Raw genomic sequence first — 18568 nt, 5'->3', positions numbered from 1 at the left:
GACGTCAGCCGTGCCGGTGGCGCCAGCCCTGCCAGGCGGACTCGATCATGGCGTCCAGGTCGTGGCGGGCCGTCCAGCCCAGTTCCTCGCGGGCCCGGTCGGCGGAGGCGACGACGCGGGCCGCGTCGCCGGGGCGGCGGGGGCTCACCCGCGGCGCGGCGTCCTGCCGACCGGTGGCCTTGAGGATGCGGTCCACCATCTCGCGCACCGAACTGCCCTCACCGCGCCCCACGTTGAGGGTGAGCGCGGTCCCCTCCGGGGCGTCGGCCAGCCGTCGCGCGGCGGCCAGGTGGGCGGAGGCGATGTCCTCGACGTGGATGTAGTCCCGTACGCAGGTGCCGTCGGGGGTGGCGTAGTCGTCGCCGAAGACGCGCGGGGCGTCCCCCGCCTCCAGGCGTTCGAAGACCATCGGGATGAGGTTGAAGACGCCGGAGTCGGACAGCTCGGGGGCGGCCGCGCCCGCGACGTTGAAGTAGCGCAGCGAGGCGGCCCGGATGCCGTGGGCCCGGGCGGCGGCGTTGATCAGCCACTCGCCGGCCAGCTTGGTCTCGCCGTAGGGGCTCAGCGGCAGGCACGGGGTGTCCTCCGTGACCAGGTCCACATCGGGCATGCCGTAGACGGCGGCGGAGGAGGAGAAGACGAGGCGGCCGACGCCGGTGGCCGTCATGGCCTCCAGGAGGGTCGCGAGGCCCGTGACGTTCTCCCGGTAGTAGTGGAGCGGCCGCTCCACCGACTCCGCGACCTGTTTCTTGCCCGCGATGTGCACCACGCCTGTCACAGCATGGTCACGAATCGCGCCCTCCAGGAGGGCTCCGTCGAGCACGCTGCCGACCACCAGCGGGACCCCGTCGGGGACGCGGTCGGTGCTGCCGGTGGACAGGTCGTCGTAGACGACGACGTGTTCCCCGCCGTCGACGAGGGCGCGCACCACATGCGCGCCGATGTACCCGGCTCCGCCCGTGACCAGCCAGCTCATCCTCATGCCTCCCAGGTCTTCGTCACTGGGTGCAGACTCGTCCGTGGGCCCCGGAAAATCGAGTCGGGCACATGGGGCGGAATACGGCGGAAGTCGGTAAAGAGGACAGGGGGGCCGAATGTGAGGAAGTTCTCCGGCCGCTTCCCGGCGGCCGATTCGAGCGGCCCATCGCGGCCATTTCCGGCTGTGGCAGGCCACAGAGTGTCCGGCTACGGTGCCCACGGAAACTCCGCGTGAATCCTTTACGCTGATGCGGCGGCGCGCTCCAGGCCCCCATGGCGCCCGGAGCGCGTTCCGGTTCCAGCCCGCGGTCCCCTGGTCAGTTCTCGGAACAGGTTGTAAGGATGCCCAAGCTCTCTCTCGTTGTCCCCGTGTACAAGGTGCAGGGCTATCTGCCCGAGTGCCTTGACTCCGTACTCGGGCAGGACTGCACGGACTTCGAGATCATCGCGGTCGACGACTGTTCGCCGGACGGGTCCGGTGCCATTCTCGACGAGTACGCGAAACGGGACTCTCGGATTCATGTGATTCACCTCACGGAAAACGTGGGCCTGGGGCGTGCGCGCAACGCCGGTCTGGAAAAGGCAAGTGGCGATTACGTGTTGTTCCTGGACAGTGACGACACACTGTCCGACGGCGCGTTGTCGGCCATTGCCGACCGGCTGGAGGCCACCGGCAATCCCGAGATCCTGGTCTTCGACTACGCGCGTACCTACTGGGACGGCCGGGTCCGCCCGAACCTGCGGGCCGACCTGCTCAAGGAGGAGGGCCCGGACACCTTCCCCCTCTCCGAGCGGCCCCGCCTGCTCGACCTGCTCCAGATCGTGTGGAACAAGGCGTACCGCCGCGACTTCGTCACCCGGGCCGGGCTCACCTTCCCGCCCGGGTACTACGAGGACGCCCCCTGGACGTTCTGCTCCATGATCAGCGCCGAGCGGATCGCCGTACTGGACCGTGTCTGCGTGCACTACCGGCAGCGGCGCGAGGGCGGCAACATCCTCAAGACGGTCAGCCGCAAGCACTTCGACGTCTTCGACCAGTACCAGCGGGTCTTCGACTACCTGGACGCGCACGAGGAACTCTCCGAGTGGCGCGGCCCGTTGTTCCGCAAGATGGTCGACCACTACCTGACCATCCTGGAGCGGCCGGGCCGCCTGCCGCAGGACGCGCGGGCCGAGTTCTTCCACCGCGCCTCGGCCGACTACCGGGCCCGCGTGCCGGGGGGCTGGACCCGCCCGGCCGGCGGGCGCGGCCACAAGTACGGGATGCTGGAGCGCGACGCGTACACGACCATGGTGAGCGCGCTGGCGGCGGTGAAGTTCCGCCAGCGGGTCAAGACCCGCACCCGCTCCGCGCTCAACCGCTCCAAGCGGGGCGCGATGGGCGCCTTCTACCAGTCGCAGCTCAGACTGCCGCTGGACGACAACCTGGTGCTGTTCTCCGCCTACTGGAGCCGCAGCGTCTCCTGCAACCCCGCCGCCATCGACGCCGAACTGGCCCGGCTGGCCCCCGGGATGCGCCGCGTGTGGGCGGTGCGCGCGGAGAACGCGCACCTGGCGCCCAAGGGCGTGAAGGTCGTCCGGGTGGGCTCCCGCGAGTACTGGGCGGCCCTGGCCCGCGCCAAGTACCTCGTGAACAACGTGAACTTCGCCGACTCCGTGGTCAAGCGCGAGGGCCAGATCCACGTGCAGACCCATCACGGCACGCCGCTGAAGACCATGGGCCTGGACCAGCGCAAGTACCCGGCCTCCACCGACATGGACTTCGAGAAGCTCCTGGAGCGGTGCGACCGCTGGGACTACAGCATCAGCTCCAACCAGTTCTCCACCGTGGTCTGGGAGCGGGTCTACCCCTGCTCGTACACGACGCTGGAGTCCGGCTACCCGCGCAACGACGCCCTCGTGAACGCCACGCCCGAGGACGTGCGCGCGGCCCGTGCGGCGCTGGGCCTGGCCGACGGCGCCAAGGCGTTCCTGTACATGCCGACGCACCGCGAGTACCAGCCGGGCTTCACCCCGCCGCTGGACCTGGCCCGCTTCGCCGGCGAACTGGGACCGGACGTGACCGTCCTGGTGCGCGGCCACTACTTCTACGGCAGCTCCTCCCCGCACATCGCCGAACTGCGCCGCACCGGCCGGATCGTCGACGTGTCCGGGCACGGCCGGGTGGAGGACCTGTACCTCGCCGCCGACGCGCTGATCACGGACTACTCCTCGGCGATGTTCGACTACGCGGTCCTCGACCGCCCGATCATCAGCTACGTCCCCGACTGGGACGTCTACTCCGCGGTGCGCGGCACCTACTTCGACCTGCTCCAGGAACCGCCCGGCGCGGTGGCCACCACGCAGACGGAACTGCTGCGGCTGCTCGCCTCCGGCGAGTACGACAGCCCGGAGACGACCGAGCGGCGGGACGTCTTCCGCCGGCGTTTCTGCGAATTCGACGACGGACACGCAGCCGAACGCGTCGTACGGCGCGTCTTCCTCGGTGAGGAGAACCTGCTGCCCATCGTTCCGTTCGACGAACGCCACCACGCCCCGACCCCCGCCCAGGCGCTCGAACTGGTCGAGCGGGCCTGACCCCGAAAGGAGATCACCAAGCCATGGCCCCTCGGCTCAGTGTCATCGTCCCCATCTACGACGTGGAGCGTTACCTCCCCGCCTGTCTGGACTCGCTCGCGGCGCAGACCTTCCGCGACTTCGAGGTCCTGATGGTGGACGACGGTTCACCCGACGGCTCCGCCGCCATCGCCGAGGAGTACGCCTCCCGCGACTCGCGCTTCAAGCTCATACGCAAGGAGAACGGCGGCCTCGGCGCCGCCCGCAACACCGGCATGGCGCACCTCGCGCCGGAGTCGGAGTTCCTGACCTTCGTCGACAGCGACGACCTGATCCCGCCGGACGCCTACCGGCTCATGGTCGGCAGCCTCGACGAGAGCGGCTCGGACTTCGCCACGGGCAACGTCTTCCACCTCAAGGGCGAGAAGTCCTGGCAGGTGCCGCTGATGCGGATGCTGGCCGGCGAGGCCCGCGTGCGCACCCACATATCCCGGTACGCCAAGCTGGTCGCCGACCGCATCGCCTGCAACAAGGTCTTCCGCCGCACCTTCTGGGAGAAGAACGGCTTCGCCTTCCCCGAGGGCCGGCTGTACGAGGACACCCCGGTCACCATGCGGGCCCACTACCTGGCCGAGAGCGTCGACGTCATCTCGGAGCCCTGCTACTACTGGCGGCTGCGCGAGGGCGAGTCCGCCCCGTCGATCACCCAGCGCCGCACCGACCCGGCGGGCGTGCGCGACCGCACCACCTCCGTCATGGAGATCAGCGCCTTCCTCGCCGACCAGCCCGGCGAGACCTTCGCCCGTCTCAAGCGCGAGTACGACACCCGTGTCCTGAGGGACGACCTGCGGCTGTTCCTCAACGTGGTGCCGGACGGCGACGAGGAGTACCGCACCGAGTTCCTGCGCTCGGCCAACCGCTTCCTCGACAGCATCGACCCCAAGGTCGTCATGGACCTCCCGGCCGAACTGCGTGTGCAGTGGCTGCTGGTGCGCAAGCACCAGATGGAGGAGCTGATCGCCCTGCTGGCCGGCCAGCGCCGCAAGGAGACGCCCGAGGTCAGCGGCCTGCTGCGCAAGTACGCCTCGTTCCCCTCCCTGGAAGGTGCCGATCTGCACCTGCCCAAGGGGGCGCTCCGCATCGACCAGCACCTGACCATGCGCGCCCCGCTCCAGGAGGTGAGCTGGTCCGGCGACAAGCTCGTGCTCTCGGGCAACGCCTGGATCGACAAGATCGACCTGCCCTCGCGCAAGGCCTCGGTCAAGGTGCTCCAGCTGCGCAAGGACCGCTCCCGCCGCCGCATCCTGCTGCCGGCCCGCAACGTGCAGCGCCCGGAGGTCACCACCGACTCCGGCCAGGACCGCTACAACTACGACTGGGCCGGCTGGGAGGTCACCGTCGACCCCGCCAGGCTCCGCAAGGGCGGCGAGTGGCAGGAGGCCGTGTGGCACGTGGGCCTCGGCATCTTCGCCTCCGGCCTGGTACGCCGCAACGCCGTCCACTCCAGCGGCGGCGCGGCCTGCAACTTCCCGCCGTACCACTGGCTGAGCCCCGACTTCCGGCTGCTGCCGTCCATCGAGCGCGGCGCGCTGAAGCTGCGCATCGAGAAGGTCCGCGCCCTGATCACCGGGCGCACCCTGGAGGACGACCGGATCAAGGTCACCGGTGAGATCCGCGAGCCGCTCACGGCCGACGAGCAGGTCGTCCTGCGGGTCAAGAACCAGAAGGGGGCCGAGACCCTCGAGTACCCCGTCACGGTGGCCCGCGAGGGCGGCAAGCAGTCGTTCTCGGTCCAGGTGCCGGTGGCCGACGTGGCGCTGGTCTTCCACGAGGGCGTCGACGAGATGGCGCAGCCGGAGAAGCGGACCTGGTCCACGGTGCTGGTCGCGACCGGCCCGCAGGGCAAGGAGCGCCGCTTCGGCACCGTGATGCAGGAGGGGCTGTCCGACGTCGAGTTCCCGCTGCCCGCCTCCCTCGGCGACCAGTCGCGCCTGGTGGAGCTGGCCGTGGTCGCGGGGCACACCGGGTTCCTGAAGTTCTCCGGCCGCACCCGCCGGGCCCTGATCGACACGGCGACCGTGCGCGACGGACGGATCGCCCTCACCGGCCACGCCGACCCTCGGCTGTCCGGCTCCCGCTTCCTGCTCAAGCCGCGCAACCGCTACGAGGAGCGCTTCGTCGAGACCCACTGGCTCGACGACGGCCGCTTCGAGGTCTCCTTCGACCCCTCCAGCCTCGGCGGCGACGGCAGTGTCCCGCTGCGCGCGGGCCGCTGGAACCTCTTCCTGCGGCCCGAGGAGGAGGGCACGCCCGACGTGCCCTTCGTGGTCGACCGGCTGGCCGCGGACTCGTTCCCGGTCCAGGCCGAACTGGGCGGCCGCCGCTACTGGCTGGAGAACCGCTGGGGCGACTTCCCGCAGCTCAACGCCCGCTCCGAGCTGAGCGACCTGGAGCGCGGCCCGTACCGCCAGCGGGAGCTGCGCCGTGAGGTGTACGAGCCGCTGTTCCAGCAGCCGCTCAAGGACCAGGTCTTCTACCTGAGCTACAACGGCAAGCAGTTCTCCGACAGCCCGCGCGCGATGTACGAGGAACTGGTGCGCCGCGGCCTGGACGTCAAGCACCTGTGGGCGGTCCGTGACGGCCAGGTCAACCTGCCCGACGGGGTCGAGAAGGTCCGCATGTGGGGCAAGGAGTGGTACGAGGCGCTGGCCTCCAGCCGCTACATCGTCACCAACGGCCACCTTCCCGACTGGATCGTGCGCCGCCCGGGCCAGTCGATCGTGCAGACCTGGCACGGCACGATGCTGAAGAAGATCGGGCATGACATCGACACGCTGCACTTCGACCGGCGCTACCAGGAGAAGCTGGCGCTGGAGGCGAAGCAGTGGAGCCTGCTGGTGTCCTCCAACCGCTTCAGCACGCCGATCCTGAAGCGGGCGTTCTCCTACGACGGTGAGATCCAGGAGGCGGGCTACCCCCGCAACGACTACCTGTACTCGCCCGAGCGGGACGCGATCGCCGCTCGGGTCAAGAAGGCGCTCGGACTGCCCGAGGGCAAGAAGGTCGTCCTGTACGCGCCGACCTGGCGGGACGACCAGTCGCACAGCGCCGGGCAGTACCTGTTCGACCTGCGCATCGACCTGGAGGACGCCCAGCGCCGCCTCGGCGACGACCACGTGCTGCTGATCCGCCGCCACTCCAACGTGGTGGACGCGGTGCCGGGCGCGGGCAACGGGTTCGTGTGGGACGCCTCGGAGTACCCGGACATCGCGGACCTGTACCTCGCGGCGGACATCATGATCACGGACTACTCGTCGGTGATGTTCGACTACGCGCACCTGAAGCGGCCGATGCTGTTCTTCACGTACGACCTGGAGCACTACCGGGACACGCTGCGCGGGTTCTACTTCGACTTCGAGCAGGACTCCCCCGGTCCGCTGATCGGCAACTCCAAGGAGCTGGTCGACGCGATCCGGGACATCGACCAGGTCCAGGCGGAGTACCAGGAGCGGTTCGACCGCTTCCACCACCTCTTCTGCGACCTGGACGACGGCAACGCGTCCGCACGGGTCGTCGACCGGATGCTGGAGCAGGCGCGGGAGAGCTGACCGCGCGGATCACGCGAAAGGGCGGGGCCCGGAGGATCGTCTCCTCCGGGCCCCGCCCCTTCGCGGCTTCTCGGCGCCGTGCGCGGGTCAGAGCCGTACGGTCTTCACCGCGAACTGGCAGGCTGCGGTGAAGTAGGGCCGCAGCTCCGTGCGACGCCGGGTGGGCGGCAGCGGCGCGGGCGTCTGCCCGAGCGCCCGGCGGGACTTGCGCACCGCCCGGGTCAGCACGGTCGGCGGCGCCGCCGCGGCCTCGCTGAGCACCGGACGCGGGAAGGTGAACACGTTGATCGGGGCCAGCACGTCGGTGGCCAGCTTGGCCAGCTGCACGCGGGGCGCGTCGGCCGCCGCGCGCAGGGAGAAGTCCCAGATCACCTCGGGCTCGTCGGCCTCGGTGTGCGCCCGCACCAGCGCCGCGCAGTCGATGTCGGCCGCGACCCTGCCGTCGCCCTCGGCGCGCAGCGGGAAGGTCAGCACCCGCTCCTTGTCCCTGCGGTGCACGGCCTCCACGACGGCGCCCGCGGTGGCCTCGGCGCCCCACAGCTCCGCCTGTACGGCGATGGTCCGCTCGTCGACCCTGACCGGGCCGACCTCGGCGTGGGCGTCGCGCAGGGCGCTGCGCAGCCGCAGCCCGCCGTCCTCGTGCATGTGCGGCAGCAGCAGCGCCAGGGACGGCCCCTGCGGGCGCGGCAGCTCGACGGCGAGCAGGTCGCGGGTGTCGCAGCCGTAGCCGTCGGTGCCCAGCGCCACCTCGCGGCCGCCCTCGCGGGTGGCCAGGGTCAGCTCCCAGGTGCCGTGCGGCACCCCGGCGTCCCAGGGCACGACGGCGTCGCCGGCGGCGGAGAACGGGAAGCGGTGCTCCTCGGTGCCGGCCCCGCCCTTGCGCAGGACGAGGTCGGCCTGTCCGGCGCTCGGCGGCAGCGTGCCCACGGCGACGTGCACCGAGCCCTGCCGGTCCACGCGGGCCGTGGCGTGGACGGGCAGTTCCTTGCGGGCGAAGGCCTCCTGGAGGATGGCCTCGAAGCGCTCGCGGCTCGCCCGCTCGTGGAAGCGCTCGGCGTTGCGGATGCCCGCGGCGGACATCTTCAGCCGCAGTTCGTCGTCCTGGACCAGGCTGCGGATCGCCTCGGCCATCGCGTCGACGTCACCGCGCGGGACGATCAGGCCGTCCTCGCCGTCGGTGAGGATGTTGCGCGGCCCGTGGTCGGCGTCGGTGGCGACGACGGGGAGCCCGGCGGCCATCGCCTCCACGACGACGTTGCCGAACGCCTCGCGCTTGGAGGGCAGGACGAAGATCGAGCCCTTGCCGAACTCCGGGGTGACGGGCGAGGTCTGGCCCATCAGCAGGATGCTGTTGGACAGCCCCAGTTCCTCGATGCGGGCCCGGAGCTTCTTCTTCTCGGCGCCGTGGCCGTAGATGCGCAGCGTCCAGTCCGGCGCGTCGGCGTGGACCCGGGCGAACGCCTCGATCAGCAGGGCGTGGTTCTTGTTGTCCGTCAGGTGTCCGGCCGAGACCACGACCTTGTTGGTGCCGGTGGACCGGATGGTGGAGGCGGGCACGCAGTTGGGCATCACCGCCAGGCGGTTGCGCACCGCGGGCACCTGCCGGGCGATGGCGGCGACCTCCTCCGGGGTGAGCGCCGTCAGGGCGTGCAGGTACCGGTAGGCCGGGAAGAGGCGCTCCTTGATGTCCGTGGCGTAGATGGCGGGCATCGAGTGCTCCTGGGTGACCTTCAGGTAGTCACCGCGCGCCTGCGCCAGCATGATCGTGTTGCGCGGGCTGGAGCTGACGATCACGTCGGCGTCGGTGGTGTCGAAGTACTCGAGGAGCCGCAGTTCCGCGAGCCGGCTCACCACCGGCGTCTTGGCACCGGCGTTGAGCGGGTAGATCAGCGGGAACTTGTCGGACAGCGGGTTGTCCACGTCGGAGACCGGGGAGTCCGGACGCATGTCGCTGAGCACTCGGACGGAGACCCGCGGGTCCAGCGGGAAGTAGGACTCGTCGCGCACCTTGCGCAGCGCGACGATCTCCACGTCGTGCCGTTCGGCGAGCGCCCCGGCGAGGTTCTGCGTCGCGCTGACCACGCCCCCCATGTGGCAGAGGTCCCGAACGAGAAATGCGATCTTCACTTTGCTGCTTCTCTCTGCTTCCGGGAACGGATGGTCCGTCCGTTTCCCCGCCCCGGGCCACGCACAGTGGCCACACCCTCCTCACAAAGTACACATGGCTGTCCGACAGCGGATCACGGCCCTGCCACACCTGTGTAACCCTGCGGACAGCAAGATGCCGTCCGCAGGGCCTTGGTTCCAGAGGGCGGGCTCAGAACGGCTCGAAGCCGTCGAACTCCCGCTCCACGTCGTCCCGTTCGGCATCCCGGTCGCGGCGGCGCTGGGCGGCCGGCCGGGGGGCCTCGAAGCGGTGGTCCTCGCCGCGGCGGCCGAGCATCTCGGCGCCGGCCGTCACCGACGGCTCCCAGTCGAAGACGACCGCGTTGTCCTCGGGGCCGATCGCCACACCGTCGCCGTTGCGGGCGCCGGCCTTCATCAGCCGGTCCTCGACACCGAGGCGGTTGAGCCGGTCGGAGAGGTAGCCGACGGCCTCGTCGTTGTTGAAGTCGGTCTGACGCACCCAGCGTTCCGGCTTCTCGCCGCGCACCCGGAACAGGCCGTCCTCCTCGCGGGTGACCGTGAAGCCGGCTTCGTCCACGGCCTTGGGCCGGATGACGATCCGCGTGGCCTCCTCCTTGGGCCGGGCGGCACGCGCCCCGGCCACCAGCTCGGCCAGCGCGAAGGACAGCTCCTTGAGGCCCATGTGGGCCACCGCGGACGCCTCGAAGACGCGGTAGCCGCGCTCCTCCAGGTCCGGGCGGACCATCTCGGCGAGGTCCTTGCCGTCGGGTACGTCGATCTTGTTGAGGACGACGATCCGGGGCCGGTTGTCCAGGCCGCCGTACTCGCGCAGCTCGGCCTCGATGACGTCCAGGTCGGAGAGCGGGTCGCGCTCGGACTCCAGCGTCGCCGTGTCCAGGACGTGCACCAGCACGCTGCACCGCTCCACGTGCCGCAGGAACTCCAGGCCGAGGCCCTTGCCCTGGCTGGCGCCGGGGATGAGGCCGGGGACGTCCGCGACGGTGTAGACGGTCTCGCCGGCCGTCACCACGCCCAGGTTCGGGACGAGCGTCGTGAAGGGGTAGTCGGCGATCTTCGGCTTGGCCGCGCTCAGTACGGAGATCAGCGAGGACTTGCCGGCGCTCGGGTAGCCCACCAGCGCCACGTCGGCGACGGTCTTCAGCTCCAGGTGGATGTCCTGGAGGTCGCCGGGCTCGCCGAGCAGCGCGAAGCCGGGCGCCTTGCGCCGGGCGGAGGCCAGCGCGGCGTTGCCGAGGCCGCCCCGGCCGCCCTGCGCGGCGACGTACGAGGTGCCGTGGCCGACCAGGTCGGCGAGGACGTTGCCCGCCTTGTCGAGGACGACGGTGCCGTCGGGCACGGGCAGGACCAGGTCCTGGCCGTCCTTGCCGGAGCGGTGGCCGCCCTCGCCGGGCTTGCCGTTGGTGGCCTTGCGGTGCGGCGAGTGGTGGTAGTCGAGGAGCGTGGTCACGGACTGGTCCACGGTGAGGATGACGTCGCCGCCCCGGCCGCCGTTGCCGCCGTCCGGGCCGCCGAGCGGCTTGAACTTCTCCCGGTGGACGGAGGCACAGCCGTGGCCTCCGTTACCCGCGGCGACGTGCAGCTCGACGCGGTCCACGAAGGTGGTCATGGGATGTGCCTCCAGTTACTGCTTACTGCGGGGATGTCTCTTGGGTAACACGCGAAAGGCGGACCCGCTTCCCCTCGGGGAAGTGAGGCCCGCCTCGCGAAAGTGTCCGGTCAGGCGACCGGGACGATGTTCACGACCTTGCGGCCACGGTGGGTGCCGAACTGCACCGCACCGGCCTGCAGGGCGAACAGCGTGTCGTCGCCGCCACGGCCGACGCCGGTGCCCGGGTGGAAGTGGGTGCCGCGCTGACGGACCAGGATCTCACCCGCGTTGACGGCCTGACCGCCGAAGCGCTTCACGCCGAGCCGCTGGGCATTCGAGTCGCGACCGTTCCGGGTGGACGATGCGCCCTTCTTGTGTGCCATGTCTCCTCAGTCCCTTACTTCGCAGCCGCGGGGATCTCAGTGACCTTGATCGCCGTGTACTGCTGGCGGTGGCCCTGACGACGGCGGTAGCCGGTCTTGTTCTTGTAGCGCAGAATGTCGATCTTCTGGCCCTTGTGGTGGTCCACGATCTCGGCCTGGACCTTGATGCCGGCCAGCACCCACGGGTCGCTGGTCACAGCGTCGCCGTCGACGACGAGCAGGGTCGAGAGCTCGACCGTGTCGCCGACCTTGCCGGTGGAAATCTTGTCAACCTCAACGATGTCGCCGACAGCAACCTTGTGCTGGCGACCACCGCTGCGCACGATGGCGTACACGCGGATCTCACTCTCTCGCTCGGGAACGGCACCCCCGCAGTCCAGCCACCCGGTGACACACGGACAGCCTCTCCCGGCCTGGACCCGCGAAGGGCCCGTACCCGGAGGGAATGAGGTTTACGGGGATGTGACGCGTCACTCGACACGCCGACGCTCAAGATTACGGGGCCGCACGACAGGGGTCAAACCGGGCCCCCTGTCCGCCCGCGCACCGCGGCCCCGCCCGCCCGGATGCCGGGCGAACGGGGCCACAGGGTCTGCGACGGGTGCCGGATCAGCCCTCGTCGGTGGCGGCCGTGACCGAGGACGGCGCCTGCTGCGCCGCGGCCGCGGTCTTCTTCGACGCCGTCTTCTTGGCCGTGGTCTTCTTGGCGGTCGTCGTCTTGGCCGCCTTCTTCGCCGTGGCCTTCTTCGCGGTCGTCGTCTTCTTGGCCGCGGTCTTCTTGGTGGCGGCCTTCTTCGCCGTCGCCTTCTTGGCCGTCTTGCGGGCCGCCGCCTTCTTGGCCGGGGCGGCCTCCTCGGCGGTCTCCGTGTCCGAAGCGGCCTGCTCCGCCCGCTCCTCCTCCGGCCCGGCCGACGGGACGACCATGACGGCCGCCTCCTCGGACGCGGTGGGCGCGGTGGACTTGCGCACCGCCCGGCGGCGCGGACGGGCCGGGGCCGCTTCCTCGGCGGCGGGCTCCGCCGGGGCCTCGGCGGGTGCCTGAGGCGCCTGCTCGGCCTGCGGGGCCGGCGCGGTCTCGGGAACCGTCACCACGGCGGCCTCCGCACCCGCGGGCGAACCGGCCGGTGCGGACACCTTCCGGGTGGCCCGGCGGCGGGTACGGCCCTTGGGCGCGGCCTCCTCGGCGGCGGGCGCCGGCGCCTCGGCGGGTGCCGTGACGTGGCCGCCGGCGACCGCGTCCTCGACGGCCGCGGGCTCGGCCAGCACCTCGGTGGCGGACTCGCGCCGCACGGGACGCTCGACCTCCTCCTGCACCGTGACGTCCTGCGCGGTCGGGCCCTCGGCGCGCTCGGCCTCGCCCTTCCCGGCCTTCGGCGCGCCGGCCGGGGCCGACGCCCTACGGCTCGCGCGACGCCGGCCACGACCGCGCGTGGCGGCCGCCTCGGCCTCGGCGGCGCTGCTGTACAGCTCCTCGTCCGCGGTGAAGTCGGGCGCCGGGAGGGCGACCGGCTCGGCCACCTCCGCGGCGACCTCGGACTCGGACTCGGTGTCCGCCTCCTGCTCCGCCGTCGGACCGGTCTCGACGCCGGCCACGGCCTCGTGCTCGTGCGGCTGGTCGGCCCCGGCCCGCGCGCGCTTGCGGCGCTTGCTCCCGCCACCGCCGCCACCGGCCGCGGTCGGCTGGTCGAGGTGGACGATGACACCGCGGCCGTTGCAGTGGACGCAGGTCTCCGAGAACGACTCGAGCAGGCCCTGGCCGACCCGCTTGCGGGTCATCTGCACCAGACCCAGCGAGGTCACCTCGGCGACCTGGTGCTTCGTACGGTCCCGGCCCAGGCACTCGAGCAGGCGCCGCAGCACCAGGTCCCGGTTGGACTCCAGCACCATGTCGATGAAGTCGATGACGATGATGCCGCCGAGGTCGCGCAGCCGGAGCTGGCGCACGATCTCCTCGGCCGCCTCCAGGTTGTTCCTGGTGACCGTCTCCTCCAGGTTGCCGCCCTGGCCGGTGAACTTGCCGGTGTTGACGTCGACGACGATCATCGCCTCGGTCCGGTCGATCACCAGCGAACCGCCGCTGGGCAGCCAGACCTTCCGGTCCAGCGCCTTGGCGAGCTGCTCGTCGATCCGGTACGTCGCGAAGACGTCGACCTCGCTGGTCCACTTCGACAGCCGGTCGGCGAGGTCCGGCGCCACGTGGGACACGTAGCCGTGGATGGTCTGCCAGGCGTCGTCACCGCTGACGACGACCTGGGAGAAGTCCTCGTTGAAGATGTCGCGCACGACCCGGACGGTCATGTCCGGCTCGCCGTAGAGCAGCGTCGGCGCGTTGCCGCTCTTGGCCTTCTTCTGGATGTCCTCCCACTGCGCCTGGAGCCGCTCGACGTCGCGGCGCAGCTCGTCCTCGCTGGCGCCCTCGGCCGCGGTGCGCACGATGACGCCCGCGTCCTCGGGGACGATCTTCTTGAGGATGGTCTTCAGCCGGGACCGCTCGGTGTCGGGCAGCTTGCGGCTGATGCCGGTCATCGAGCCCTCGGGCACGTAGACCAGGTAGCGGCCGGGCAGCGAGACCTGGCTGGTCAGGCGGGCACCCTTGTGGCCGATCGGGTCCTTGGTGACCTGCACCAGGACCGACTGGCCGGACTTGAGGGCGGACTCGATGCGCCGCGGGCCGTTCGCCATGCCCAGCGCCTCGAAGTTGACCTCACCGGCGTACAGGACGGCGTTGCGGCCCTTGCCGATGTCGATGAAGGCGGCCTCCATCGACGGCAGCACGTTCTGCACCTTGCCGAGGTAGACGTTGCCGACGTACGAGGTGGCCTGCTCCTTGTTGACGTAGTGCTCGACGAGCACGCCGTCCTCCAGGACGCCGATCTGCGTGCGCTCGCCGTGCTGGCGCACGACCATGACGCGCTCGACGGCCTCGCGGCGGGCCAGGAACTCGGCCTCGGTGATGATCGGCACGCGCCGGCGGCCCTGCTCGCGGCCCTCGCGGCGGCGCTGCTTCTTGGCCTCCAGGCGGGTCGAGCCCTTGATGGACTGCACCTCGTCGGAGGGCTCGCTCTTCTCCCGCGGCGGGCGGGGCTCGCGGACCTTGACGACGGTGCGCTCGGGGTCGTCGGTGGACGCGTCGCCGTCCCCGGAGCCGTCCCCGGCCCGGCGGCGACGGCGGCGACGGCGACGGCTGCTGCTGGAGCCGCCACCGTCACCGGCGGACTCCGCGCTCTCCTCGGCGTCCTCCTCGGCCTGCTCGGCGGTGTCAGCACCGTCCTGCTCGGCCTGGTCGGCGGTCTGCTCGCTCTCGCCGTCGTTCAGGTCGCCGTCGGCGGAGTCGCCGCGGCGGCGACGACGGCCGCCCCGGCGCCGGCGGCGGCGCGAGCCGGAGTCCTCGGAGCCGTCGGCGTCGTCGTGGTCCTCGCCCGACTCGTCGGAGTCGGCGTCGGCCTCGGTGTCGGCGTCGGAGTCGGCGCGGGTGTCGGTCTCCCGCTCGTCCTGCGCGGCGGCGGGCGTCCGGTCCTCGGTGCCCTCCTCGGCGGCGCCCCTGCGGCGGCGACGGCGACGCGACCCGGCGGACTGCTCCTCGGACTGCTCCTCGGCCACCTCGGCGGGCTTCGCCGGCGCGGCACCGGCCGCCTCGGCGGCGGCTTCGGCGGCGGCCCGCTCGGGCGTCTGGAACTGCGGCTCGGCGAACACGGGCGCCTGGAACACGGCGACGGCGGGCCGGGACGGGCGCTTGGGCGCGTCGGCGTCGTCGGAGGCGGCGGTCTGCGCCGGGGCGGCGAACCCGCCGGCGGCCTTACGGGTGGACCGGCGGCGCGCCCGGCGCGGAGCGGCGTCCTCGGCCGGCTCTGCGTCCTTGGCGGGCGCGGCGTCCCTGGCGGCCTCGGGGGCGGCCTCACGGACGGGCTCGGGGGTGGGCTCGCGCACCTCGGCGGCGGCCTCGGCGGGCGCCTCGGCCGGGGCCGTCACGCGGCGCGTGGCACGACGGCGGGTGCGGCCCTTGGGCGCGGCGTCCTCGGCCTCCGTCCCGGCGGCGGGAGCGGCGGCGGGCTCGGCGTCCGCGGCGGCGGGCTCGGCGGGGGTGGCCTCGGCGGTCTCGGCGGCGGCCGGCTCGGCGGGCGTGGTCACGCTGCGCGTGGCCCGGCGGCGGCTGCGGCGCGGCGCGGGGTCCTCGGTGACCTCACCGGCCTCGGCGACCGGCTCGGCGACGGGCGCCTCGGCACCGGAGGGCGCCGCGACGACGGTCTCTGCCGCCTCCGTCGACGTCGGGGTCCCGGCGGGCGCGGAGGCGCGGCGGACCGCACGGCGCCGCGGCCGGGCGGGGGCGGCCTCGGGGGCCGGGGCGGCGGCCTGCGCGGCCTCCGTCTCCTCGGTCTCCTCCGCCTCGTCGGTCACGGCGGTCACCTCGGCGGGCGCGACGGTCTCGGCCGGCGCGTCGGAGCCGCCGGACGGCGGACCCGCAGGGCGGGAAGCGGCCCTGCGCCGACGGCGCGGCGGCAGGGTGTCGCTCGGGGTGTTCGACTCGGAGTCGGTCGAGGTGGTCGACGACTCGGTGGGTTCGGTCGGTTCGAGCATGCGGGGCTTTCTCCCGTCAGGCTCCCGGGCGCCGCGCACTCGGCCCGGCGTCGATCTGATCGACCGCCGGTGACGTCCGCGGCTCGCGCGGTGCGCGTCGCCGCCGTCCGGGGCGCGGGCGCCGCTCGGAAGCTCTCCGTGTCTTGTCTCGCCGGTTCCGTACCCCTTGGCGGGTACGGCCTGGCGAAAGTCTTGTGGTCGGTGCGCTGCCCGACCCAGATGGCTCCCGAGTTCGAGGGCGGCGCTACGACGTCCGTCCTTGAGCGGAACCTTCCCTACGCGGGCGCCTTCGCGGCGGCGGGAGCGGCGGCCGGTTGCGGCTCGGGCGCTTCTGCCTCGCGGTCGGGCGCGAGCGGGTCGGTCACCGCACCGGTCTCTTCATCGAACAGCCCCTGCGCCAGCCTGGTCACCGCTGCGGGGACCGGCGGCGCCAGGTCGGCCACGGCGCGAAGACCGGACAGGACGTCGTCGGGTCGTACGGCAGGCGTCACGTGCCGAACAACCAGCCGCAGTATCGCACAGGGCTGGTCGGTCGGCCTATCAGCCGGTGAACCGTGCGTGGTGGCGCTCTCCAGGCTCGCGACGGCGGAGCGGGCGTCGAAGGTACGGACGCCGTTCTTGGTCCGGCGCTGTACCTCCACGGCCGGGGCCGAGTTGAAGGCCGCCACGGCGCGCTCGGCGTCCGCGGGCTCCACCCCGTCCAGCCGCAGCTCCCACACCGATGCCGTCAGCCGGTCGGCGAGCCCGGAGGTCCGGGCCTCGACCGCGTCGACGACGTCGAGCCCGGCGGGCAGCGACGCGTCGAGGAGCACCCTGAGCTGCTCCGGGTCACGCGCCGCGGTGAGCGCGATCTCCAGGTACTCCGCCTCACTGCCCGTGCCGGTGGGTGCGGCATTGGCGTACGACACCTTCGGGTGGGGCGTGAACCCCGCCGAGTACGCCATGGGCACCTCGGCGCGGCGCAGCGCGCGCTCGAAGGCACGCTGGAAGTCACGGTGGCTGGTGAACCGGAGGCGGCCGCGCTTGGTGTAACGCAGTCGGATGCGCTGCACCGCGGGTACGGGCGGCGGGCCTTCGGGCTGTCGCTTGCCCAGTGTCGTTCAGTCCTTCGTGAGAGCGGTCGTACTACTACCAAGAGTACGTGCCTCGGCGACGGATGGTTCCCGCCGGTCGACCGGCCGCGGCTTCGCGGGCTCCCCGAAGAGTGCCCGGCGTACGTCGGCGCGGGTCTGCCGCACGGTCAGCCGGGCGGCGGCGAGAGCCTGCCGGGTCACCCGCCCGGCGGCGCGTCCGGCGTCCGCCAGGGGCCGCAGGACGGTGTCCCGCACGGCATGGCCCGCCGGGGTGAGCACCCACCGGTACGCCCAGCGGGCCGGTTCGGCCACCGTCCACCGCCACAGGGTGCCGAGGAACCGCCCGAAGGCACGCGAGACGTGTCCCGCGATCCGCCAGGCGTGCCCGAGGGCGTCCAGGACCTCCCTGCCGATGACCGCGAGGACCCGGCCCACCGGGGTGAGCACCCACCGCCACAGGGCGAGAGCGGGCAGGACCACCAGCATCCGGGTGATCCAGTAGAGGACCGCGCCGACACCGGTGACGATCGTGCCGAGACACCAGGCGAGACCTCTCCCGCACCACGCGAGCGCGTGGCCCACCGGCGTCAGCAGCCAGGCGTAGAGCCAGGCGGCGGGTACGACGACGAGGTACCGCCCCAGCCAGGCAACGGGTACGACCACGAGGTACCGCCCCAGCCAGACGAGGGCCGCGTACAGCCCGCGCCCCGCCGGCGTCAGCACCCTCCGGTACAGCCACACCGCCGGCACCACGAGCAGCACGCGCCCGAGGAAGGCCACGCCCTTGCCCAGCGGCACGACGGCGTACCGCCAGATCCCGGCCAGCGGCCACACGAAGAGGACCCGCCCGAGCCAGGCCAACGCCCGTCCGGCCGGGCGGAACACGGTGTCCCGCAGGAACCGCCCGGCGACGACCAGCACGTCCCACGCCATCCGTACCGGTACGACCAGCACCAGGGCGACGATCCGCACCGGAACGCGGATCACCGCGGCGACGCACCCCTCCGGGTCCGATCGCCGCGGCGGCTCCTGCGGACGGCCGTCGGGCCGCTTCTCAAGCTCCATACCGGCACAGACGCCGAAACGCCCCGCCCGGATGCGATCAGGTGAGTTCGCTGCGTCCCCAGCTCCAGCTGCCGAACGCGGAGCTGTCCCACTTGCGCACCGGCGCGCCGAACCCGGAACCGTTGCTGGTCAGCGTCCACAAGGCGGTCCGGCTGACCGCATCGGCCCCCTGACCGTTGTCGTACAGGACCCCGACGTCGGTGCGGCCGTCTCCGTCGAAGTCGCCCGACGTCACCTTGGACCGCTCCCAGTCCCAGCTGATCGACCCCGCGCTGTCCCACTTGCGCACCGGCCCGCCGAACCCGGAACCGTTGCTGGTCAGCGTCCACAGCGCGGTCCGGTTGGCCCCGTCACTCCCCTGACCGTTCCCGTACAGCACCCCCACGTCACCACGACCGTCACCGTCGAAGTCACCCGCGACGACCTTCGACCGGCCCCAGTCCCAGCTGATCGACCCCGCGCTGTCCCAGACCTTCACGGGCTTGCCGAACCCGGAACCGTTGCTGGTCAGCGTCCACAGCGCCGTCTGATTGGCCCCGTCACTCCCCTGGCCGTAGTCGTACAGCACCCCCACGTCACCACGACCGTCACCGT

The 18568-nt window shown here is 72.1% G+C and carries 10 protein-coding genes and 1 pseudogene; 2 read left to right on the top strand and 9 right to left on the bottom strand.

Annotated elements, in window-relative coordinates:
* Nucleotides 1–4: 4 nt before the first annotated feature.
* On the bottom strand, nucleotides 5–976 hold the full coding sequence (gene galE, locus ACZ67M_RS02295; RefSeq protein ID WP_361354746.1) for a UDP-glucose 4-epimerase GalE: 972 nt from the start codon (nucleotides 974–976) through the stop codon (nucleotides 5–7).
* A 344-nt stretch (nucleotides 977–1320) separates the two neighbouring features.
* Between galE and ACZ67M_RS02290 the strand changes: the two genes are divergently transcribed.
* Together ACZ67M_RS02290 and ACZ67M_RS02285 are read left to right on the top strand one after the other, a co-directional pair.
* Nucleotides 1321–3555, top strand: a complete 2235-nt coding sequence (locus ACZ67M_RS02290) for a bifunctional glycosyltransferase/CDP-glycerol:glycerophosphate glycerophosphotransferase (RefSeq protein WP_361354743.1) — start codon at nucleotides 1321–1323, stop codon at nucleotides 3553–3555.
* A 23-nt stretch (nucleotides 3556–3578) separates the two neighbouring features.
* The gene (locus tag ACZ67M_RS02285; RefSeq protein ID WP_392100798.1) at nucleotides 3579–7142 is read left to right on the top strand and encodes a bifunctional glycosyltransferase/CDP-glycerol:glycerophosphate glycerophosphotransferase; all 3564 of its coding nucleotides are present in this window, start codon (nucleotides 3579–3581) and stop codon (nucleotides 7140–7142) included.
* Between the two features lie 87 nt (nucleotides 7143–7229).
* Here the strand turns inward: ACZ67M_RS02285 and ACZ67M_RS02280 are convergent, their stop codons facing one another.
* The 8 genes and pseudogenes from ACZ67M_RS02280 to ACZ67M_RS02245 all read right to left on the bottom strand — a co-directional run.
* Nucleotides 7230–9269, bottom strand: coding sequence for a glycosyltransferase family 4 protein (locus ACZ67M_RS02280; protein WP_469849239.1), 2040 nt, complete (start codon nucleotides 9267–9269; stop codon nucleotides 7230–7232).
* A gap of 190 nt (nucleotides 9270–9459) precedes the next feature.
* Nucleotides 9460–10896: a GTPase ObgE gene (gene obgE / locus ACZ67M_RS02275; RefSeq protein WP_361354733.1), complete on the bottom strand. Its 1437-nt coding sequence runs from the start codon at nucleotides 10894–10896 to the stop codon at nucleotides 9460–9462.
* 110 nt (nucleotides 10897–11006) lie between these two features.
* Complete coding sequence (gene rpmA, locus ACZ67M_RS02270; RefSeq protein ID WP_122620131.1) at nucleotides 11007–11261, bottom strand: 50S ribosomal protein L27; 255 nt, start codon at nucleotides 11259–11261, stop codon at nucleotides 11007–11009.
* Between the two features lie 14 nt (nucleotides 11262–11275).
* Nucleotides 11276–11596 (bottom strand): 50S ribosomal protein L21, encoded by a 321-nt coding sequence (gene rplU, locus ACZ67M_RS02265; RefSeq protein ID WP_003976204.1) that lies wholly within the window; start codon nucleotides 11594–11596, stop codon nucleotides 11276–11278.
* A gap of 274 nt (nucleotides 11597–11870) precedes the next feature.
* Nucleotides 11871–15836 (bottom strand): Rne/Rng family ribonuclease, encoded by a 3966-nt coding sequence (locus tag ACZ67M_RS02260; protein ID WP_469849237.1) that lies wholly within the window; start codon nucleotides 15834–15836, stop codon nucleotides 11871–11873.
* A 275-nt stretch (nucleotides 15837–16111) separates the two neighbouring features.
* Entirely contained in the window at nucleotides 16112–16888 is a 777-nt protein-coding gene (locus ACZ67M_RS02255) for a TIGR03936 family radical SAM-associated protein (protein ID WP_122620130.1), read from the bottom strand.
* Nucleotides 16889–16936: 48 nt separating this feature from the next.
* Nucleotides 16937–17974, bottom strand: a complete 1038-nt coding sequence (locus tag ACZ67M_RS02250; RefSeq protein ID WP_392008494.1) for a hypothetical protein — start codon at nucleotides 17972–17974, stop codon at nucleotides 16937–16939.
* Nucleotides 17975–18011: 37 nt separating this feature from the next.
* Nucleotides 18012–18568, bottom strand: a pseudogene (locus tag ACZ67M_RS02245) (FG-GAP-like repeat-containing protein); the annotation flags it as partial.

The organism is Streptomyces sp. NPDC107500, from assembly GCF_055582785.1.
This window is presented reverse-complemented; position numbering and strand designations above follow the sequence as displayed.